The sequence below is a fragment of the Snodgrassella alvi genome, from assembly GCF_002777745.1.
Classification (GTDB): domain Bacteria; phylum Pseudomonadota; class Gammaproteobacteria; order Burkholderiales; family Neisseriaceae; genus Snodgrassella; species Snodgrassella alvi_D.
The window spans coordinates 1-22,747 of the sequence record NZ_MEIO01000055.1 but is presented as its reverse complement, the minus strand read 5'-3'; the positions used below and the strand labels follow the sequence as shown (position 1 = coordinate 22,747).

The window sequence follows — 22,747 nt, the reverse complement described above, 5'->3', positions numbered from 1 at the left end:
TATGCAGAAAATGGCCTGATAATTCGGTTGGATGGTAGGTCAGTGCTGAACTGGTGTGTTTAGGCAATTTTGTGTGAATTCTGGTACCGTGTTGTGCTGGAAATGTATGAAATCTTCAGTTATGCGGGTGTTGCTGACGCCAGATTTTAAGACCAACCATGATGAATATGCCAAACAGGAATGTGCACACCAGTCCAAAAAAAATAAACATGATACGTGCCATGGACATGCGTACTGCGGCGTTATCTCCCATAAACAGCCAGATAAACCAAGAGGCCAGTATGACAAACAGGATAACAGCAGCTGTAATCAGAGAGGTATGTTTGCGGGGTTGGGGAGGATTGTTGTTTTGCATGATATAACCTGTCAGAGATGGTGGATAACGAGAGGTCTATCTTTGTGGCTGACAACTTCGGTATCCAGATTAAATATGGTTTGTATATTGTTTATGGTAATAATGTCTTTAGGACTGCCCTGCATGATAACCTGTCCGTTTTTCAAGGCAACAATATGGTCGGCATAGGCGGCGGCCATATTGATATCGTGGACAACCATGATGGTCGACAACCCCTGTTCGGTGGTGAGCTGGCGCAACAGGCGCATTAGCTCGCGGGCATGATACATGTCCATATTGTTGAGCGGTTCATCTAGAATAACATGTTTGGTTTGCTGGCAGAAAGTCATGGCCACAAGTGCGCGCTGGCGCTGGCCGCCGGAAAGGGCACTCAGATAGCGTTGTTGCAGTGGTTCCAGCTCAAAGCGCTGTAATGCCTGATCGACTATCTGCTGGTCTTCAGGAGTTAGCCGTCCCTGAGTATGTGGATAGCGACCAAACAGCAATAAATCGCGTACGGTAATGCGACTTTGAATGTTGTTCTCTTGTGACAATATCGCCAGTTTTCTGGCAATGTCGGTGGATTTGCTGTGGCTGACATCAAGTTCGTCAATATGAATGCTGCCCTGTTGTAGTGGCTGTAGCCGTGCAATCAGGGAAAATAGGGTGGATTTACCTGCACCATTGGGGCCAATCAGTGCGGTAATGCTTTTATCAGGTAAGTTGAGATTGATATCGCGCAGAATTGCTGTGCCGTTGATGTTGTGGTTAACATTTTTTATGGTAATCATAATGCTGTCAGGTTAGATCGGTAGGCGGAAAAACAGTTAATATAATAAGCAAATAGCTGTATGCTTTAGTGTTTGCGCTTCAATACCAGCCACAGAAAGACTATGCCGCCGCAAAATTCAATGACGACACTCAATACTCCTTGCATGCCAAGTAAGTGTTCAAATACTAGCTGGCCGCTGACCAGTACCAACGCAGCCATCAGAAATGTAGCTGGAATCCGCAGCTGGTGCTTCATATTGGGAACACAGGTATTGACCAGTGCGCATATCAGTAAACCAAAAAAGCTCACAGGCCCAACCAGTGCAGTGGAAACAGAAACCAGCAGGGCAATCCACAGCAGGATGCTGCGATTTAAGCGCGCATAGTTTAGCCCCAGTGCAATTGATGCATTGCGTCCAAGCATAAGGACATCTAGCTGATAGCGTAGCTGCCATATCCATAAGGTGCTGATAAGCATTACTGCCATGCCGATTATCAGCATGCTGATGTTCACTGAGGTAAATTGGGCAAAATAGCTGGTTTGGGCAACGGAAAACAGGGTAGGGTCAATCAGGCGTTGTAACAGGCTGTTAAAGCTGCGAAACATTACTCCAAAAATCATACCAGTGAGTATCAGGCGCGCAAGGTCACCATTGCTGTTTCTGGTTAGTGTGCGAAACAGCAATAAGGACGCAACCATCATTAATGGTGCTTCGATAATAAATTTACTCAGTGCACTGATGCTGGTGTAGCCCACTGCACCAAATATAAATAGGATAACGGTTTGCAGTAGCAGATAAAGTGAATCATAGCCAAGTAATCCCGGGGTTAGTATGGGATTATGGGTAAGAGTCTGAAAAAGAAGTGTGGATACGCCAACGGCATACGCTACGGTAAGCAGCATCAGCAGTTTCTTGCCACGCAACTGTAGAACAAAATCCCAGTCTCCCTTTACTCCGTAGGTCATAAACAGGATACTGGCAATGATTAATAGAATACCAAGCACACTGAGAAAATGTGCACCGGAACGAAATGACGGCATGGTAGGGTTAAGCTGCATGTATGGAAGGCTTTCTAAACAGCAGATACAGAAAAATCATGGTTCCGACGATACCAAAAATCAGGGATACCGGTATTTCATAAGGCGGATCAATAGTACGGCCAATAATGTCACATATTAGTAAGGCATTGGCACCCAGAAATGCAACTGAGGGCAGATTCTGCCGTAAACGGTCACCTGCCAATCGGGAAACGATATTGGGTACCACCAGTCCGATAAACGGAATCTGGCCAACGGTTACCACAACAATGGCGGTAATCATGGCTACTGTAATCAGGGAAATCCACATCATTTGTGCATAGTTGATGCCCAGACTGGTACTGATATTCTGTCCCAGCCCGGCAATGGTAAGCCGGTCGGCCAGAAAATAGATAAGCAGAGCCATCAGTCCGGTGAGCCACAACAGTTCATAGCGACCTGCCAGCACAGCGGAAAAATCACCGGCAAACCACACAGCCAGCAATTGCAGGGTATTGGTTTCCACACCAATGAAATTTACCAGTGCTTCAATGATACTGCCGTAAATAATACCGATTAACGGAATCATCATCTGTCTGTGAGATGGCAATCGGCGAAACAAAAGTAAAAACAGGGTCATGCCCAGCAATGCGGCAATACTGGCACAGCTCATTTTGGTCAGCTGAGTAGCTTGTGGCAACCAGATGGATACCAGTAATACGCCAAGTGCTGCACTTTGGGTAGCACCGACCATATTAGGTTCGAGGAAACGGTTGCGCAATACAATCTGTAATACCATGCCGGCCACCGCCAGAGTGGCACCGGTAAGGATAATAGCCAGAGAGCGTGGTAATCGGCTATACAGCAATAGGGAGCGTGTATCGCTGCTGCTGAACAGGTCGCTCCAGTGAAAAGTGGCTGCACCGATGCTAATACTGATAATCAGTAATAATGGCAACAGCAACAGATTGATTGCATTAATCTGGGAAGAACGAAACATAAGGCAGAAAAGGATACAGACAACAGGTTTACGCTATTGCCACAAATTTGTGTGGCAAAGCGAAACCTGATTACTGTGGGTGGATAATGCGCAGTTTAGTGGGCGAAAGCAGCCTTGATATTGGTTAGGTCGGTTTTCATTTGTTGTACACCACCGGCAGCGAGATAGGAAGCACTGCTCAGATAGATAATATGATTTTCTTTCCATGCTTTAGACTGGCGTACTAAATCGTTATTAAGTACGGCCTGAGCAGTTTTACCTTCTTCACCAATTGCTGCTGTACGATCAATAACAAATAACCAGTCTGGATTGATTTTCTGTACATATTCAAAAGATACAGACTGGCCATGCGGAGAGGCCGGTATATTGGTATCTGCTACCGGTACGCCTACCTGAGAATGAATCCAGCCAAAGCGTGAAGAGGCTCCGAAAGCAGAAAGTTTACCAGCGTTTACCATCAGAATCAGGCCGGTACCTTTTCCTTTAACAGCTTGCTGAGTTTCAGTCAGTAGATTCTGGATATCATCATGCAGTTTTTTGGCTTCTGTTTCTTTCTTGAACAGCTTGCCATAGTTATCGAGCATTTTCAGCCCATCACCAATCAAATCTTGCCCGCTGTCAGACATATCCATAGTAGGAGCCAGCGCAGCCAGCTCATCATATTTTGGCGCAGTACGACCTGAGATGATAATCAACTGCGGTTTCAGGGCATTAAGTGCTTCCATATCCGGTTCAAACAGTGTGCCAACATTGTTTACTGTTTCCAGAGTCTGTTGTAGATACGGTATCAATACTTTTTTCGGTGCTCCGGCAACGGGCACTTTCAATGCCTGTAAATCATCCAGCGTAGCCATATCAAATACCACAACTTTGGATGGATTTTCCGGTACTGTCATATCACCACGGGCTGTATTTACAGTAACTGTTGATTCGCTAACCGCAGCTGTGGAAACAGCAGCAGAAGCACTACTGGTATTATTGTTTTCGTTACTTTTCTGACCGCAGGCAGAGAGTAAAGCCAGTGCCATCACGGACAGAGTAAGAGGTTTCCAGCAAAATTTAATCATTTTTAGAATTTCCTATCATTATCGTTTGCAATAATTATACTGCCTTAGCAAAGGTAAGGTCACTTTTCTGGAGTACAGTGTTTATTTTTCGATGAATTTGTGCCGCGCCTCATGATAACTTTCTTCATTTTCTCCCTGACGCCAATAGGGAACAGCATAGTGGCGCTGAGGTGGTAATTGCCATTGTGTACGCAGTAATTCACGTAGTGGCTTAACTAGTGTAGCTTCGCCCGCAATCCAGGCAAAATCATCACAAGCAAGTGGTGTAAGGTTGGTGATAAACTTCACCAATGCCGGAATCAGGCTTAAATCACCGTAAAAGGTATGCAGACGCATTCCGGCGGGCAGAGAAAGGGTGACTGGTAAATCTTCTGCCTGGGGCAGCAACAGCACCACATTGCCACTTGCATCCGGCTGGATAGTGGCAAGTAGTGATTCAATGGCTGGTAGGGCGGTGATATCACCTACAAATAAATAACGCGCAGCCGTTTTCAGCATCGGATTCGGACCGCCGGGTGAGGAAATACCGAGTACATCTCCTTGCTGAGCCTGCTCAGCAAAGGCGGAAGCTGGGCCATTGTCACCATGTTTTACAAAATCAATGCTAATCGTGCAGGCCTTGGCATCATAATCACGGATAGTGTATGTGCGCACAATTGGTTTATTATCTGGTTCGACCCAGTTAAATCCATGATTTGAAAATTGGGGTAATTGTGGTGTTGTCTGCCCTGAGCGTGCCAGAAAAATCTTAATATGAGCACCATTAAACTGGTGCGGATAATCGGCCAGTTCTGCACTATGCATGACCAGCCTGCGCAGGTTGGGGCTTAAATCAATGATGTCGTGTACGCGTACCAGATACGCGTGATGTGGTGAACGTTTATTCATTATTATTGCCTGACTATGGGGTGAAAGAGTGCCAGTTGTAAACTCTTGCCAAACATACTGCCATGATTTTCCTCAGGGAAATTTTCATGTTTAATAGTTAAATTAGTATGTTGCTGTAGTTCATAAACCAGTTTTTTCCCCAGACTGTCTTGTTTCGCAGTAAGCTCATTACGTATTCTGATTCGTGCCGCTATCTGGGGATTTTTGGGAATTTTACCTGCCTTAAGCTTGCTGTTTAGTATCCATAAACTACTGCCGGACAAAGCAATCTGATGTTTGAGCATATCAGTTGCTTCCTGTTGTAACAAATCACCGTGTAACCATATAGATGGGTCAGCAGCAATATAGTGCTGAAAAAGATTAGGCTGGGTAAACAGGGTATGTAATACCATGAGTCCGCCATATGAATGTCCCCACAGTGTTTGTGCATTAATATTTATCGGCACCATCTGCTGTACTGCGGGCATAATCTGATGTCGGATTAAATTCAAAAATATATTGGCACCACCGTTTATTCTGCTTGAATCCAGTGGGTCGATATTGTCATTATCTGGTGCAATGGTGTAATCATAGGCACGTGCCTGTGCATTAAAACGTTTATCTGTAGCATAGCCAAGCAACACCAGCACCGGAGGGTAAGGCTGTTTGGCCAAGATTTGCATATTTGCCGGAGTAAGGAAATCCAGCACAGCATTGCCATCCAGTGCATAAAAAGCAGGAAAACCACCGGCGGGTGCTTTCTGGTCTGGAATCGCGATATAAATGCGGTAAGAGCGTTGCCCGTCTGCTGATATAAGCGGTAAAGTAGTAAAGTGATAACCGCTGTGCTGCTGTTGTAGGACAGCAAGATTGGCAGTTGCATTAAGATTTGGTTGGGCTTTGGCTGTGTTGTGCAAGATTAAGGCCGTAAGAAACATTAATAAAAAAATAATAATCTGGCGCATTTTTAATCTTTCCATCAGTTGACTGGTTCTACAGAACATATGGAGACAACAGGACGACAGTGAGGTAAGGTTTTGTTGCTGCATTGCAAAAAACGATGAAAGAGCTGTTAAAAAATTTGCCAAATCAGCCGCATTAGTTAAAGCATATGACCAATAAATAAATCATGTTTAATCTGTTTGATGCCGTTATTTGGATTTTATGTGAATAATAATCATTCCTATTTATTACTATAACTGATTTTTGCGTTTAAGTCACGGTAAAAACATCATTATCGTTACCTAACAGGTTGCCAGAATGGCAACCTGTCTGAACAAAATATCAGAAAGATACTTTCATATTGCCCCAGACTGCGCGGCCACGTTCGTTATAAGTATAGGCAGTACCACGTAAGGTAGAAGCGTAAATACGTTTATTAAAAATATTCGACATTCCTGCCCGAACATTAACATTTTTATTGACGGCATAACCAGCAGAAATACCCCAGATACCATAGCTGCCGATTTCCTCTCCGCTCAGACCTGTTGTACCTTGTCCACCATTACCATTTCCGGCTTCAACAGGATTGACTGGGACAGTACGTGGCTTTTGACGACCATAATAAGTATAAGATAGCAGAGTGTCCCATTTTTCAGTTGGAGTCCATGCAAGAGATGAATTTATCGTATATTTAGGAATAATAGATAGAGGGTTACCGGTTTCCTTGTTTTTAGAGCTAAACATATACGTAAAATTGTTTACCCATTTCCATTCTTTAGAAAACGGCAGCGTCAAATTACCTTCCATCCCTTCTACTAATGCCTTGCGGGTATTGGTCCACTCAAAATAGTCGTAGCCACCTGAGCGTGCTGTTGTATCAGTACTACCGGTAAAAATAATCTGCCGGCCAGCCTCAATCTTGTTTTTATAATCATTACGGAAATAAGCCAGTGATGCCAGATAACCATTTTTATTGAATTCAAAGCCTAATTCTTTATTAATACTGGTTTCCGGTTTCAGCTTACTGTTACCAATCAGGTAACAGCCACGACCACTGCCGGAAGAAGTGGCGCAACCATTACCTTTGCTGTACAGCATATAACTTTCTGTACTCTGATACAGATTCGGAACCTTGTATGCGCGCGCAATGCCGCCCTTGATCAGCCAGTTCGGATGCAACTGCCAGGCTATATTGACACCGGGACTAACATTTCCACCAGTTTTGTTATTGTGGTCGTAGCGCAGCATCGGCACCAGATTAAACCGGTCAGTGAGGCTGATGTTGTCCTCCACATAACCAGCCCAGCTGCTTAACGAGGGCGTATGATTGGCAGGTGCCGGATAAACAGCATTGGGTAAAGGAATGCGGCGCAGGCCGTCTGGGTCATCCAGCTTATCGTGCTGATAATCTGCACCCATAGTCAAGACATGCGGCACACCCAGAGTGAAAGGGACGTGTATTTCACCTGCCAGACGTTTAGTGATTAGTGTACTGTCAGCATAGGTAAGCTCCTTACTGCCTAAATCCTGACACAGACCTTCCGGTCCGCCAGACAATGCTTCTGAACAATGGCTATTGGTGGTTTTATCATATTGTGCTACCACCTTGCTGTCGCCCCAGTCCCAGACTCCTTCATGTGTCAGCGCAAAACTCTGGCGGTATACCCGGCGGGTTTCCTTACCATATAAGCTTTGAGTGTAATCGGTCTGAACATTATTCGGACCGTCACCGTTGTAGCGATTGCCTTGCCGACTGTAAGTGGCATCCAGCGTCAATGTCTGAGCCGGAGACAGGCGCCATGCCAAACGTCCGGCCACATCCTTATTTATCAAACCTTCCTGTCCGGCAGCCAGAGATTTACTGCTTTCATCATTTGAACGCTGGTTGATGAACGGTGAATCGGCATCAGTACTGTTTACATTTCCATATAGCCGAAACCCCAGAATATCTTTAATGATTGGTCCGGTTAAATCAAAACCTATACGGTGAGTATCGCCTTCTTTTTTATCAGCTGGTAAGTTCGTAAATGCATTGATGGCACCGTGAAACTGATTACTGACCTTTTTTGTCACAATATTAACCACGCCGCCGGCAGCACCGGAACCATAGCGCGCTGCTGCTGGCCCACGAATCACCTCAAGCGACTGAATTTCTGCTGCCGGTACCCAGTCACTGTCGCCAATAGTGTTACGCTCACCGCGCCAGCTCATGCGCGCACTATTGCGTGAAGTGACCGGCCGGCCATCAATCAGAATCAGGGTATTTTCCGGCCCCATCCCGCGAATATCAATCTGGCGTTTATTACCATGCTGACCGGAAGCAGTATTGCCGGTGAGATTCACCCCCGGCATAGTACGCACCAGTTCGGAAATATCATTCACCGGCGCTTTACGTTCAATATCTTTACTATCAAGTTTAGAAACACCAAGAGACTGTTTAACCTGCTGCTCAGCCGTCACATAAATATCTTCCAGTCTGGCAGTGCCATCCTGAGCATATGTAGTGCTAGCAGCGAAAATCAACGGAAATAAAGTCAGTTTAAAAGCAGGAATAGGGTGTTGAGGCATATCAATCAGAATATCAAAGAGAGTTTGTTACTAATATTAATGATAATTAAAATGGTTATTACTTTCAATTGTAGCTGCATTTAACTAACTAAAAAATACAAATAAATACCTATTTAGTATAATACTTCCCTATAGTTACATAATTAAGTTCAATGTGACAAAAATTGACACATTCAGCAAAATATTAGATCTCATCAAATATTAGCAGCGGTTTAACTATAAAATAAGTATTTTATTTAAAATGAAATTCTGCTAATTAGCTTTTTTCCTGTATCTGTAGTTCAATAATGATTAATTAAAAGGTAAAAGAACGACAATTCAGCGTATTGGGCAAGTGAGTATATAAAACTTAATTAAAACAGGTAATAAACATCATGAAGAAAAAAATAACTCTTTATCTTTATCCATATATCGCGCTATTGTTGGTATTTGTAAGTACACTACCGGCTGATGCAGCAACTTTAGCTTCAGGCATTCCGGTTTCTGATAGCCCAATAATGGCATTACCGGTCACTCAGACTTGCGCAGGCACACCATGGAAAAATATTGTATGGGTACATCTGCATGATAATGAAGAAACCGCCCGCCAGACCGCTCTGCAAGCCCTGAACCAAATCCAGCAGGGATGTTTACTGGATTTGCGTCATAGTGGCAGCAGGGAAATCAAGGTGCAAAACAATCAGATAAACTATCAATTTGATCCTAATAGGATTTTCACTTCGCTGGGGCGCGAGGCTGCACTAAAATGCCACCAAGGTAGCTGCGCTTTTGCTCTGGAACAGCTAGGTCAGGCTGCTGCCAATTTTCTAAATCAATATATGATTCATGCTCAGCTTATTGTTGCTGTACATAATAATCATCCGGATGGTCTGTCTGTACGTAACTATATGGCTGACGGCACTATGGCACCGGCGATGAGCCAGATTGCCATCAGCTCGGACAGCAACCCACACGATTTCTTCTATGTCACTACTCAGCAGGCTTTTAATTTTCTGGCCAGCCATAACTTCAATGTGGTATTGCAGAATAATCAGCAGGTTCACGACGATGGTTCATTGTCTGTATGGGCGGCACAGCAGCATATTGACTATATCAATGTTGAAGCAGGGATAGAACACTCAGCTGCTCAGATAGCCATGCTGGCGGCGGTGTGGGCGTATATACAGGAATATTATATATAATTATTGAGGTGGAATTGTGATAAGAATTAATTATATATCAGTAACTTATATCTATGGGTATATGAAATAAAGCTACTATTTGAAAACAATTGTTATTGAAATTTATAATTTTTTTATTTGGTAAATAAAGTATTGTAGAAAGGTTATTACGTAAAAATAATGGTACAGAAGAATGCGGTGGGATAAGTAAATATTATTTGAAAAGTAGCGGAAATTTACTTAGATACAAGCTTGGTACATATTGTTTGATTATGTAAAATCTTTTTTATAAGTACCATACCACTGAATATCAGAAATTCTTAATCTTAATTCTAGGCATAGTTGGGTTATTAAGATGATAAAGATTGATATTTATAAAATATAATTAAAATTCAATTATATATGTTTTTTAAGTGTTAAGCATAAATAAATATATAAATTTGATTTTGCTGTATGCAGATTGATATTTTGTATCAAGAAATATATTGGCTTTAATGGGCAGTACACAAAAAAAGTATACAAGCGCTTTACAAAAAGAGTTTAATTTAATTAATGTATGTTATTAGTATATTAGCTGATATTGGAGTGACAACATAGGCTAAGGTTGCTGCTCGTTATCAGATAACTGAAGTATCCAATTTAACTGAAAATATAAAAATACTGATTTTTGACAATCTACACAGCAATACCTGTATTGCTATTGCTTTGAATACTTTAAATAACAATATTAATGTACAAAATGGTAAATATAGGACAGCGATAATTGCGTGCTCACCAATACACAATTCAGGCACATCATCTTATTCAGTAACAGGTTGTCCGATTACCTATCAGGTTAATAGTACTCATGTATCACCGCTTATTGCCAATACCAAAGTTGTTTCAGAGATACTCAAAAATGGATCATTACGTAGAAATTCCACTTGCAACACACCTAATAGGTATATAGCCGAAGCGTTTATGTAAAGTGTTATGAAAATTAACAGAGTAATCTCTTTTGTGACGAGTAATCGGGTTCATTGGCATTGAAATTATATAATTGAAATTAGATTCAGTAAGTTTAATAAAAACTGGCACGGTAATTGCTTATGTACATTATGTAACTCTTCCACAGTTTTTTAACAGGAGATTAAAATGAAAGCATTACAAAAAGGTTTTACATTAATTGAGTTGATGATCGTTATTGCGATTATTGGTATTCTGGCAGCTATTGCGGTACCTGCATACTCTGACTACATTGCACGTTCACAGGCTTCTGAAGCATCTAGCCTTGCTGCTGGTCTGAAAACACAAGTTGTTGATAATATGCAGAACAATCAATGTACTTCTGATACTGTTAATGGTGGTGTCAATACTATTGATCAACAAGAAGGTAAGTATGGTACTGCTGTAATTGGTGGTAATCCAGTTCCGAACCAAGGTACTCTTCAGCCTAATACCCCTACCGGATGTACAATTACATACACAGTAAATACTACTGGTGTATCTTCATCAATTTCTGGCCAAACACTGGTGTTGGATGTCTTGAAAAATGGTTCAGTTCACAAGAATGATACATCCACAATGCAAGACAAATACATTCCTAAAGCATATCTGTAATCATTATTTCTATACAGTTATTTGATTTTTAAATAAAATAGAAGCCACCTTGTGTGGCTTCTTCTGTGTCAAGTAAAGTTTATTATTATCATGCTTATATCTTGTTATTATAAAAGGAAGTTGTTGTGATGTATTTTACTTTTAATAACTATAGTCATATCAATTTATTAATGATGAATATAATATAAAAGTAAAATATATTCCTGATGACAGTAAAATGCCCATGAATTTTGGTGAATCTTGTTGCAAAAGAAATTTTATATGCAGGTTATCCATGTCACATAGAAGAAAACAAAAGCCATAAAGTTGAAAGTTTAAAAGCTAAGATGGATAACAATACATTACGATCGATAGGCTTTTTTCTCCTCTACATCCGTTATGTTTATTTTAATTAATGAGCTTTGAGCCTAATATTTTGGAAAATATTCGCCCTATATGTTGAATATTTGGGTTGGGTAAATAAGATGAATTATCAGTTGGTTATCTACTAAATATTTCTGAATCAAATATCGCTTAATTTTTTATATATAACCTGTGCTATCCGTTCACTTGCTCCCTGATGTTGCTGAATAAAAGCCTCTGCATTGTCTGACATGTATTGTCTTCGCTGCGGACTGGCAAGTAAGGCCAGTGTTGTGCTTGCCCACTCATCGGCGGAGTGGATTTGTTGCGCAGCACCCGCAGCGACTGCTCTAGGGGCGGCGTCGGCAAAGTTATAGGTAGATGGGCCAAACAGGGTAGGGAGTTTGCAGGCAATGGGTTCAACAATGTTGTGGCAGCCACTATCCACCAGGCTGCCGCCTACAAAAGCAATATCGGCACACAGATAGTAGGCAAAGAGTTCGCCGATGCTGTCGCCAACCCATATCTGCGTTTCTGCTGCAATATCCTGATTATCACTGCGTTTCTGGGTAATAAAATTCAATTTTTTAGCATATTCATAAGTAGGCTGAAAACGTTCTGTGTGGCGCGGGATGATTACCAGCAAAGTATTACCAAATTTTTGTTTCGCCCATGCATCTAAGAGTAATTGTGCTTCGTCTGTACCGTGGTAAAAACGAGTGCTCGCACACACTGCTACTGGCCGGTTGCCAATGCGCTGTTTAAATGTCTGTGCCAATGTATACATTTCTTCTGGCGGTGATATATCGTATTTGGTATTGCCGCAAACCTGTATATTGGCGGCACCGATGTTATTTAGCCGCTGTGCATCGGCATCGGTTTGTGCATAACAGCCAGTTAGGGTGGTCAGTGGTGGTGCAACCAGTGAGCGTACTTTCTGATAACCATGCAGGGATTTTTCTGATAAGCGTGCATTGGCCATAAATAAAGGGATGTGATTCTGCGCACAGACATTCATCAGATTAGGCCAGATTTCTGTTTCCATTAAAACACCGAATAAGGGCTGGTGTTCGCGGATAAACTGGCTAACCCACGATTTTTTATCATAGGGCAGATAGCGGCATTGTGCTTCAGGGAAAAAATGTTGTGCAGTAGCCCGGCCGGTAGGCGTGGTTTGGGTCATTAATAATGGGGTATCTGGAAAAAGATGTTGCAGGGCACGGATAAATTGCAGGGAAGCGCGGGTTTCACCTACTGATACCACGTGAATCCAGATTGCGTGTTTTACTGGATTGGGATAAGGTTTGCCAAAGCGTTCAGGCCAGTTGAGTGCATAAGCTGGTGCCAGTTTGGCTCGACGGCGCAGATATCTGCGTAAAAAGGGTGGTGCCAGCAGCCATAAAAATTGATATAAGAGATTCAGTAGCATATGAATTAACTGTAGAAGCCTGTTTCAAGGCGATTATAAATTAAAAATCTGGCTTGATTATCAGTATTTATTGCCGGGCTGCATAAGCAGCCGCGCAGATATATTGGTAAGTGTGCTGTAAAGAAACGGATATGCCTGTTTACGCTTACGCTTCTGCCATATCGAGTGCCTGACGGATATTCACTTCAACAATACGCGATACGCCTTTTTCTTGCATGGTCACGCCTACCAGTTGTTCGGCCATTTCCATGGTCAGGCGGTTATGCGAAATATACACAAACTGGGTGTGTGCCGACATTTGTTGTACCAGATTACAGAAGCGGCTGGTATTGGCATCATCCAATGGTGCATCCACTTCATCCAGCAAACAGAATGGTGCCGGATTGAGGCTGAACAGGGCAAAGACCAGGCTCATGGCGGTTAGAGCTTTCTCGCCACCGGAAAGCAGATGAATGGTGCTGTTTTTTTTGCCGGGCGGTCGTGCCATGATAGACACACCGGCGCTGAGTAAATCATCGCCCACCATATCCAGCCGCGCTTCACCACCGCCAAACAGGGTAGGGAAATAGCTTTGTACTTTTTCGTTTACTGCATCAAAAGTGGTTTTAAAGCGGGTTTTGGTTTCTTCATCAATGGTGCTGATGGCCTCTTCCAAAAGGGCAATGGCAGCCTGTACATCAGTGGTTTGTTGCTGATAATATTCGGCGCGCCCGTGCGCTTCTTCCAGCTCCTGTAATGCAGCCAGATTTACTGCACCCAGTGCATTGATTTTCTGTGCCAGTGTAGCGATTTGCCCGCTTAGTTCCGGTACTGTCTGGGCAGAGTGGGCGAATTGTTCGGCCAATGCAGTCAGATTGGCATTATTCTGCAGTAGCGTTTCATGAAAGCGTCTGGCATTGAGTAAGGCTTCTTGTTGCTGTAGCAGGGCTGTCTGGGTATCAGCCTGTAATTGCGGTAGGCGGCTATTTAAAGTGTGTTGCTGCTGCTGCGCCTGTTGTAATTGCTGCTGAAGCTGCTGGAGCTGTTGCTGTGCGGTGGCACACTGCTCACTGGCCATGTCAATCTGTGCATTCAGTTCTTCAGTTTGCAGGGTTTGCTCATCGTTCATTTCCTGCTCGGCAATGCCCAGAGCCAGCTCACTCTGGCGCTCCTGCCAGCGTTCGGTTTCGCGGGCAATGCGTTGGCGTTCCTGAGTGGCACTCTGGATGCGCTGTTGCAGACGTACAATGGCCATTTCAACTAGACCCTGCTGCCGCCGTGCTTCTAGTAATGCCAGTTGGCTTTGTTTTAATGTTTGCTGCTGGTTTTGCTGGCTGGTAGTGTAAATCTGTAGTTGCGGACGTAGCTGCTCAATAGCCAGAGTTAAGTTTTCAATATCGGCCTGTGTCTGTTGCTGTAAATGCTGCTGTTGTGTTAATTCGTTGTTTATCTGCGCGCTTTCCTGCTGGATATGCTCACGCCGTAACTGCCCCTGACTGGTGCGTGCCATTAATTCAGTGGCATGAGCTGAGGCTGTTTGCCTGCGCTGTTGCTGTTGTTTGAGTTGCTGTTGGCATTGATTTAGCTGAGTTACGGTATTTTCTAGATTGTGCTGTGCCAGTTGCACAGCTTCTGCTGCCAGTTGCAACGGTTTTTCCAGCGCTGTCAGTGCCTGCTGTTGCTCTTGCAGTTGTTGTTGCTGTTGTAGCAGGCTGATGCCATTGTCTTCTGTATATAAGGTTACGCTAACCGCATCAACACAGTGGCCTTCCGGTGTGATAATCAGTTGTTGTGCCTGTAAGCCTGTTTGTAGCAGCATGGCAGCTTGCAGTGTTTCTGCACACAATACTTGCCCAAGCCAATAGTGTATGGCCTGAGTAAAAGGTGCCTGTGCTTCTATGTGCTGCAACAAGGAGTTAGTGGCGAGAGGCTGTTTTTCTGCCTCACTGGTTTGATTTACCCATACTGTTGTGCATTCGGGTTGGCTATCGGCTAGTTGTAGTTGTTCGGTATGCTGTGCTTTTAGTTTGTATCCCAGAACAACGCTGGTGGCATGTTGCCATTGTGGTGCAACCTGTATGTGCTGCCATAGTAATGGAATATCTGTATCGGTAATGCCTGCTATGCTGCTGCGCTCTGCCTGCGGGAGCATGGCTGTTAAGGTGGCTACCTGTGCGTTCAGCGTGAGCTGCTGTTTGTCTAGTTGCCGGTGCTGTTGCTGTGCCAGAATAAGCGCTTGTTGCGTACTTTCACGCTGCTGCTCATATTGCAGCAGGTTTTCTTCCAGTGTGACCACAACTTGCTCCAGCTCTGCCGCGGTTTCCTGTGCCTGTTGCAGTTCTTCATTTTGCGGTAAAGCCAGTTGTGCCAGTTCTGCTTGCAGGCGCTGCTGGCGTTGTTGTAACTGGGTGATACTGCCGGTTGCATGTTGTTGTTGCTGTTGTTTGATTGCCAGTTCGCGTTCTAGCCGTGCCAGCTCGTTTTGCTGATTCTGGCGCGTGCGTTCACTCTGATGAGCCAGCTCTTCTAGCTCAGGCATACGTGCTTCGTGTTCGGCAGCCTGTAAGCCCCATTCTTCGCGCTGTAGTTGCTGTTCTTCCAGCTCTATACTGGCTGTTTCGAGCTGTTCCTGCTGCTGCTGGTCTTCATTATGCAGTCGTTGCAGCTCTGTTTGTGCCTGTGATTGCTCACGTGCAATGCGCTGCTGCCAGTCACGCCGGTGGCGAATTTGCTCTTCTAGCCGTGCCCATTGTTCACGCAGTCCGGCACGTTGCATTTCAGCTTCGCGTACCTGCTGCTGCTGCTGCTGTTCTTGTTCGCGTAATTGTTGCAGTATTTCTTCCAGCGCTTCTAACTGCTGCTTGAGTGTTTCCTGTGCGCTGTCATGCTGCTGATACAGAAGAGTAGCATTGTCGGCCTGATGCAGTGCCTGTTGCCACTGACTATAATCAAATAAATCCTGTTTATCAGCTATCTGGGCTTTCAGCTCCTGATAGTGCCTGGCAGTATTGGCTTGCCGCTGTAATTTTTCTACTTGTCTGTCTAGCTCGCTTTGTAAATCGGCCAGCCGCTGTAAGTGTTCGCGCGTATCAGCCAGCCGGTTTTCAGTTTCACGCCGGCGTTCCTTGTATTTGGATACGCCTGCGGCTTCTTCGATATGGGCGCGTAGTTCTTCCGGCCGCGCTTCAATAATGCGCGAAATCATGCCTTGTTCAATTACCGCATAACCACGCGCACCCACACCAGTGCCGAGAAACAGATCGGTAATATCACGGCGGCGCACTACCTGATTATTAATGTAATAAGTGGAATCACCCTGACGAGTAAGCTGACGTTTTATCGCTACTTCGGCATATTGTCCCCATGCGCCCTGAAGCTGGCCGTCACTGTTGTCAAACACCAGTTCTACGCTGGCACGCGGAGCTGGACGGCGGGTATTGGCACCATTGAAAATCACGTCCTGCATACTTTCGCCGCGTAACTGTCTGGCCGAGGCCTCACCCAATACCCAGCGTACTGCATCTATTACATTGCTTTTACCACAGCCGTTTGGTCCGATGACAGCAACCAGCCTGCCCGGTACCGCAATGGTGGTGGGGTCAACAAAAGATTTAAAACCGGAAAGCTTGATGTGGGTTAGACGCATAGCAACAATAAACACAGGCAGGAGTGCCAAAAAGCGACTATTTTAGCCGGTTTTAAACAAAAAGCCAGTTTTAGTTACAAGTTACAACAGCCTGTTACACTTTGATACAGTTAATGGTGAACGGGTTTAATATCTGCTATTGATATGGCTGTGTTTATCCAGTCCGTCAATAATTGCACATTGAGGTGAGGCATTGCCATCGCAGAGGTTATACCAGCTTTCCAGCGTATTCTTCATATTGTTCAAATCCACGATTTTCTGATTCAGGCGCTGAATATGCACACCAACCAGCGCCTTGACATCTGCGCTGGCACGCTGCGGATTATTGCGTAACGTCAGTAGCTCGGCAATTTGTGCTAGTGAAAAATCCACTTCTCGCGCATGTTTAATAAAACACAGAGTTGCAATATCTGCTTCGCTGTAACTGCGATAACCATTATGCTGCCGCAGTGGCTGGATTAAACCGGCGACTTCATAATCGCGGATTGTTTTACAGGATAAATCGGATAATTTTGCTGCTGTACTAATATTCATTGCATTTTTAGAGATATTGTTAATCTGAATAAAACTTGACTCTATTACAGTGTTAAGGTTTAAGCTGTGCTGTGTAGATTTTTGATTAAACCACAAACTAATAGGAGGCAAAAATGCAAATGGTTCAATTTAAAATTGACGGCATGTCTTGCGAAGGCTGTGCCAAAAGTGTTACCGCAGCATTACAGGGCAGCCCGGGTGTAGAAACTGTGGCCGTTAATTTTGCCACCAGCATTGCTGATGTTGGCTTTGATGACAGCCTTACTAATGTAGATACCCTTAAAGCCGCAGTAGAAGCTGCCGGCTTTGATGTGGTTTAGCTGTCAGGCGGTGCGGTTGAACAGGCGGAGGACAGGACAATGGACGAAAATCAATTTGTAAACGGCAACAAAACCGCAACAGCGCGCTTTGCCATTGAAGGTATGGACTGTCAGGCCTGTGCCAGCCGCATTGAAAAAGTATTGCGCCGGCAGCAAGGTATTATTGCTGCCGATGTTAATTTTGCCAGCGATGAATTACAGACCCGTTTTGACAGCAACCTTCTAAATACAGATGATATTGTGCAGATGGTGGCCAGAACTGGTTTTAAAGCCACAGCAGCCAGCAATGCCAGTATCGAAGCGCTGGCCGATGCTCACACTGTTGAACATACAGGCATAATATGGCGTTTAATTATCATCTGGATAATTGCCGTTCCGTTTATCATTGGCATGCTGGGCATGTTACTGGGGCAGCAGTGGATGCTGCCACCGTTATGGCAGTTTGTTCTTGCTTCTGTTATCCAGCTTGGCTTTGCATGGCCGTTTTACAATAGTGCTATCAAATCCCTACAGGGCGGTGTAGCAAATATGGATGTGCTTGTGTCTCTGGGCACTATTGCCATCTGGCTTTACTCCAGTGTAATGCTGTTTAACCATCATAACCAAGCACACCAATACATCTACTTTGAAGCCAGTGTGATGGTGATTGCTTTTGTGTCGCTGGGTAAATATCTCGAACAGCGCACTAAAAAACAAAGTTTAAACAGTATGAGCATGTTGCTGCAACTCACCCCGAAAATGGTACGCAGACAGACTGCTGATGGCTGGCAGGAAGTACCGCTGAGCCAGATACAGACGGGCGATATCCTACAAACCAACGCCGGTAACCGCATTGCCGCCGATGGTGTCGTATCCAGCGGTGAAGCGTGGTGTGATGAAAGCTATCTCACCGGCGAATCTAAACCATTATTAAAACAGACGGGTGATAAAGTACTTGCCGGTGCTCTGCTCAGTAATGGCAGCATTACCTATCAGGCACACACCTTAGGCAGCCAAACTCTGCTGGGTGATATGATGCAGGCACTGGCGCAGGCACAAGGCAGCAAAGCACCAATCGCACGACTGGCTGATAAAGTATCCATGATATTTGTGCCCACCGTGGTCGCTATAGCTATATTAACTTTTATCCTCAACTGGTGGTTTACCAGTAATTTTAATGAAGCCATTACCCGTGGCGTAGCAGTACTGGTTATCGCCTGTCCATGTGCTCTTGGGCTGGCCACACCGGCTGCCATAATGGTAGGTATGGGACGCTCAGCACGTTATGGTGTATGGTTTAAAGATGCAGCTTCGCTTGAGCGTACCAGTCAGGTAAATACTGTTGTGCTGGATAAAACCGGCACTCTTACCACTGGTAAACCACAGATTGTTGCGCAGTGGTGTGTCCCAGACAGTAAATTTGGCAGCCAGCAAATTCTGCAATTAGCCGCAGCCGTTGAACAGCTCACCACCCATCCGCTGGCACAGGCCATCATACAGGCTGCTCAACAGCAGCAACTGCCCGCATTAGCTGCCAGTAACAGCCATAGCGATATCGGGCAGGGTACACAGGCACAGGTAGCGGGTTATGGTAATGTTAGGGTGGGTAATCCGGCCTATTGTGGCTTTAGTATCCCGCGGGAACTGATGGAACAGGAAATCTGGCAGATTGCCAGTATTGTGGTTGTGTCTATCAATGAAAATGTGGTCGGTGCATTGGCCATTGCTGATGCATTAAAAGAAGATACCATTAGTGCCATTGAACGTTTACAGCAGCAAGGTATCGACATTCAGATGATGAGTGGTGATCAGTACAGTGTAGTTGAACATATTGCCAGACAGCTGGGTATCAGCCATTATCAGGCACAAATGAATCCGCGCGCCAAAGCCGATGCAGTTAACAGGCTGATGCAGCAGGGGAAAGTAGTTGCAATGGTGGGTGATGGGATTAATGATGCACCAGCACTGGCGGCAGCCGACGTTAGCTTTGCAATGTATGGCGGCGCAGATATCGCCACCAATACCGCTTCTGTCACCTTAATGCGCCATTCCGTAACCCAAGTAGCCGATGCCCTTGCCTTAGCCCATGCCACCGTACGTGTGGTGAAACAAAACCTGTTTTTCGCCTTTTTCTACAATATTCTTGGGATACCCTTGGCCGCTATTGGCTGGCTTAGCCCGGTTATCGCCGGCGCAGTCATGGCGATGAGTTCCATCTCTGTGTTACTCAATGCTTTGCGATTGCGTACAAGTAAACTAAATTGACAATCTGGCTGCTGGCAGACAGACACATTTGCTGTAATCGCTGGTAGCCAGTCATCTATAAATCATCAAATCGCTGTAATAAATTCACCAGAATGTAACCAGATAAATTTTTAATAGTACTTCTGACACAAAAATTCAGCCATTTTGTGATTTAAACTAAATATATTCATATATAAGTAAATATAATATAATTTTAACTAAATTAGTATTAAATCTGTAAAATCTATCTCTGAATAACTTGGTCTATTGATAGCCAAAGCAAACGTTCAATTTAAAAGAGGAAAGAATGACTACATACGGGCTTAAACTTACAACACGTATCGGATTATTTCTTATCGCTTATACACCGATGTTTCTATGCCTTTCAATCTGGCAATTTTGTGAATATAGCAACTATCTGAGCTGGGCTGGCTGGAGTGCAGATTATATCACTGACACTTATCTGCACTATTTTGGCTTGGCTACCATTCTGCTATTTCTTGCGGTGATTGGTAGCCTTAATACTTATTCTTATCTGAAAAAACTAAGCTATAAAAAAGAGTATTTCCAGAATAAAGTAACAATTTTGCAGATAAAAAAATCATTCATGGCTGATCCCTCAATATTAATACTTATTTTTTGTTTTTATTGTGAAATTTTTAACGATACAAAATCAAAGCTACCATCTGTTCTTTTTTTTGCATTAGTATGCATACTTATATTTTATTACTGGCCATTGTTCAAAAAAGCTAAAAAAGATGTTCAAACAGATGCAGAAGTTAAATCAGAAAAAAAGCATATACCGTGGATATTTCGGATATGGCCTAAAAAAACGGATAAAGAACATGAAATAAAATCAGAATTTGAGCGAAAAATAGTCATTTGGGAATTTGTATATCTAATATCATATGCTGTATTTACGCTACTATTTATGTCGTCTTTAAATGCAAAATACATGTTTATGTATGTAATTGGTATGCTGGGATTCATGCTGATTTATTGTCATAGCAAAATGCTGTTAATCAATCCGGTACTTTTTTCAAAATATAATCTTTTTCAGGTTAAATATATAGATAGTAGGACTAGTATAGAAGGCACTCGTTTACTAATAACTACTAAAACTAATCTGAAAGAAAAAGACATTGTATATATAGAAGATATCAGTAGTGAAATAGCCTATATTCCGTCGGGTAGCGGATTTGATAACTGGCATGATTCAGATATGCACAAATAAATAGTATTTAAACAGCCATGTACATTTGCATAATTCATACCTTGCACACTAATTCGCTTCGGTTGAGTAAACCAAAGTTACATGGCCTTGTTTTTATCAAATCACTAAAACAATAGCAGCATGTAACCGGTATTGGTAGTAAGCTTCTGCCAGAAAATCAAAAATAAAACTGCCTTAAACAAATGGCTAGCAAAAACATTTCCTAAATGTTCAGGATTTAAGCGCATTTACAGCTATATTAGACACAAATAAATTGCAGAGCAGAGTAGGGGGCTCCGAAAAAAATTGCCATACTGAAAGAAATTATCAACAGTATTTAGTACAGTAGCTGAATTACTTCATCCGGCCGGCAAAAGCATCCCCCTGCCAGCCTCAGAACTTAAACCAGCCAGCTTTCCAGCACACGAACCATCAATTGCAGGCGGTGTTGCGGCAAAGACTGGAATTCAGCCGGAACCTGCCCGCTGCGCAGCTGCTGTAGTAACTGCGCAATCTCAGGCTGGCTGCGGTTGGCAATATTTTCCGGCAAGAATTCATTCAGCTCCAGCTCCTGCATACCCAGCCTATCAAGCGTAGTTCTGCTGATGTTATTTACCGCCTGATCCGCAATATCACCCTGCGCATTGCGATAAAATACCTGCGCCAGCGTCTGCGGATCATCAACACCTTCTTGCAGCATAGACATCGCAGATGCCGTTTGCTGTTGCAGATTCTGCTGATAATCACTGATCTGCGCACGCAAATAATCAGCCATTGACTGAGGATTAATATCCGCCAGCTGCTGCCGAACAGGCAGTATATGCGCCTGAATGCCCGATATCTCCGCCACAGCCCCATTGCCACCAGAAGCCAGCGCATTCACAGGCAGGCTTGGCTGCCCAGCAGCAGCATTAAGCCAATTCTGACCACCAGCCGGCTTAATATCCAGCTGTGCCAGCAGATTCTGCGCCCGTGCCGCCACACTACCATCACCAATCTGCGTGGCCGGATCCAGCGCGGCCTGTAGCTGCTGAATCCTCGCCTCAACATTTTTCAATATGGCATCCAACTGCCGCTCCATTGCCATTGCCGTTTCAGCGCCGCCAGCTTCAGCCACAGACGCACTGGCTTCATCAGCAGCAGCCATACTGGCTGCCTGAGAGCTGGTGCTGGCACCGGCAGTAGCCGCCTGCGCTAATTTAGCCAGCTGCTGCTTCTGCTGGAGCAACATTTCCCGGATTTGCTCCAGATTCTTAATCGTTTCATCCCCATTTTTGGCAATTTCCTGCAATATCTTGTCTGTAAACTCACTGCCTTCCCACGGCTGCACCTTATTCAGCGAATCCTGTAGCTGCTGCATGGCTTTCTGCGAATTTTTTAACAGCTCAGCAAGATTTTTGAGATTTTTACCATCCATCAACACCTTGCCCGTATCCGGATCAATCACAATAGCATCAAAACCGCCTTTAAGCCCTTCCATAGCCTTACGATCAGCATCAGTAACAAACAGCTCCGGATTATTCAGCCCCAGCAGAATATAGGCTGGATTACCATACCGCACCGACATATAGGCACTGCGCGCAATCCCGGTAAGACCCACCAGATTATCCTGCAACATCATCGGCGTAAGCGGCTTATTCGAGAAAGAACCACTAAATATCAACCGGTGGGCAAAATAACTGGTAAACGGCTCACGGTCGCCGAGCAGCGTATGCATATATTTAGCGCGCGAATC

General features: G+C 44.2%; 17 protein-coding genes. 5 read left to right on the top strand and 12 right to left on the bottom strand.

Annotated features, from left to right (window positions below):
- Positions 1-115 precede the first annotated feature (115 nt).
- The 8 genes from BHC51_RS08425 to BHC51_RS08390 all read right to left on the bottom strand — a co-directional run bounded on the left by BHC51_RS08425 (position 116) and on the right by BHC51_RS08390 (position 8,567).
- Positions 116-355, bottom strand: a complete 240-nt coding sequence (locus BHC51_RS08425; protein WP_100153799.1) for a hypothetical protein — start codon at positions 353-355, stop codon at positions 116-118.
- A gap of 11 nt (positions 356-366) precedes the next feature.
- Positions 367-1,125, bottom strand: a complete 759-nt coding sequence (locus tag BHC51_RS08420; RefSeq protein WP_100100825.1) for an iron ABC transporter ATP-binding protein — start codon at positions 1,123-1,125, stop codon at positions 367-369.
- A 65-nt stretch (positions 1,126-1,190) separates the two neighbouring features.
- Positions 1,191-2,147, bottom strand: coding sequence for an iron chelate uptake ABC transporter family permease subunit (locus BHC51_RS08415; protein ID WP_100153910.1), 957 nt, complete (start codon positions 2,145-2,147; stop codon positions 1,191-1,193).
- 7 nt (positions 2,148-2,154) lie between these two features.
- Positions 2,155-3,123, bottom strand: coding sequence for an ABC transporter permease (locus tag BHC51_RS08410; protein WP_100100826.1), 969 nt, complete (start codon positions 3,121-3,123; stop codon positions 2,155-2,157).
- 95 nt (positions 3,124-3,218) lie between these two features.
- Positions 3,219-4,190 (bottom strand): siderophore ABC transporter substrate-binding protein, encoded by a 972-nt coding sequence (locus BHC51_RS08405; protein WP_218964677.1) that lies wholly within the window; start codon positions 4,188-4,190, stop codon positions 3,219-3,221.
- A gap of 81 nt (positions 4,191-4,271) precedes the next feature.
- On the bottom strand, positions 4,272-5,078 hold the full coding sequence (locus tag BHC51_RS08400) for a siderophore-interacting protein (protein WP_100153798.1): 807 nt from the start codon (positions 5,076-5,078) through the stop codon (positions 4,272-4,274).
- Between the two features lie 2 nt (positions 5,079-5,080).
- Positions 5,081-5,974, bottom strand: a complete 894-nt coding sequence (locus tag BHC51_RS08395; RefSeq protein WP_218966402.1) for an alpha/beta hydrolase — start codon at positions 5,972-5,974, stop codon at positions 5,081-5,083.
- 367 nt (positions 5,975-6,341) lie between these two features.
- On the bottom strand, positions 6,342-8,567 hold the full coding sequence (locus BHC51_RS08390; RefSeq protein ID WP_100153796.1) for a FepA family TonB-dependent siderophore receptor: 2,226 nt from the start codon (positions 8,565-8,567) through the stop codon (positions 6,342-6,344).
- Between the two features lie 374 nt (positions 8,568-8,941).
- Here BHC51_RS08390 and BHC51_RS08385 point away from each other — a divergent pair, with 374 nt between their 5' ends.
- Both BHC51_RS08385 and BHC51_RS08380 read left to right on the top strand, forming a co-directional pair.
- Complete coding sequence (locus BHC51_RS08385) at positions 8,942-9,748, top strand: hypothetical protein (protein WP_100153795.1); 807 nt, start codon at positions 8,942-8,944, stop codon at positions 9,746-9,748.
- Positions 9,749-10,861: 1,113 nt separating this feature from the next.
- Positions 10,862-11,326 carry a pilin gene (locus BHC51_RS08380; RefSeq protein WP_100153794.1) on the top strand — a complete coding sequence of 155 codons (465 nt, stop codon included), beginning with the start codon at positions 10,862-10,864 and terminating at the stop codon, positions 11,324-11,326.
- A 502-nt stretch (positions 11,327-11,828) separates the two neighbouring features.
- Here the strand turns inward: BHC51_RS08380 and waaA are convergent.
- The 3 genes from waaA to BHC51_RS08365 form a co-directional block, all read right to left on the bottom strand.
- A complete protein-coding gene (gene waaA, locus BHC51_RS08375; protein ID WP_100153793.1) occupies positions 11,829-13,097 on the bottom strand; it encodes a lipid IV(A) 3-deoxy-D-manno-octulosonic acid transferase in 1,269 nt (422 codons plus the stop codon).
- 145 nt (positions 13,098-13,242) lie between these two features.
- Positions 13,243-16,722, bottom strand: coding sequence for a chromosome segregation protein SMC (smc, locus tag BHC51_RS08370; RefSeq protein WP_100153909.1), 3,480 nt, complete (start codon positions 16,720-16,722; stop codon positions 13,243-13,245).
- Positions 16,723-16,848: 126 nt separating this feature from the next.
- Positions 16,849-17,256, bottom strand: coding sequence for a MerR family DNA-binding protein (locus BHC51_RS08365; RefSeq protein WP_100153792.1), 408 nt, complete (start codon positions 17,254-17,256; stop codon positions 16,849-16,851).
- A 113-nt stretch (positions 17,257-17,369) separates the two neighbouring features.
- Between BHC51_RS08365 and BHC51_RS08360 the strand changes: the two genes are divergently transcribed.
- The 3 genes from BHC51_RS08360 to BHC51_RS08350 all read left to right on the top strand — a co-directional run bounded on the left by BHC51_RS08360 (position 17,370) and on the right by BHC51_RS08350 (position 21,033).
- A complete protein-coding gene (locus tag BHC51_RS08360; protein ID WP_100100836.1) occupies positions 17,370-17,576 on the top strand; it encodes a heavy-metal-associated domain-containing protein in 207 nt (68 codons plus the stop codon).
- 39 nt (positions 17,577-17,615) lie between these two features.
- Complete coding sequence (locus BHC51_RS08355) at positions 17,616-19,820, top strand: heavy metal translocating P-type ATPase (protein WP_100153791.1); 2,205 nt, start codon at positions 17,616-17,618, stop codon at positions 19,818-19,820.
- Between the two features lie 286 nt (positions 19,821-20,106).
- Positions 20,107-21,033, top strand: a complete 927-nt coding sequence (locus tag BHC51_RS08350) for a hypothetical protein (protein ID WP_100153790.1) — start codon at positions 20,107-20,109, stop codon at positions 21,031-21,033.
- Positions 21,034-21,412: 379 nt separating this feature from the next.
- Here the strand turns inward: BHC51_RS08350 and BHC51_RS12800 are convergent.
- On the bottom strand, positions 21,413-22,747 hold a 1,335-nt coding region (locus tag BHC51_RS12800), incomplete at its 5' end, for a T6SS phospholipase effector Tle1-like catalytic domain-containing protein (RefSeq protein ID WP_180296471.1).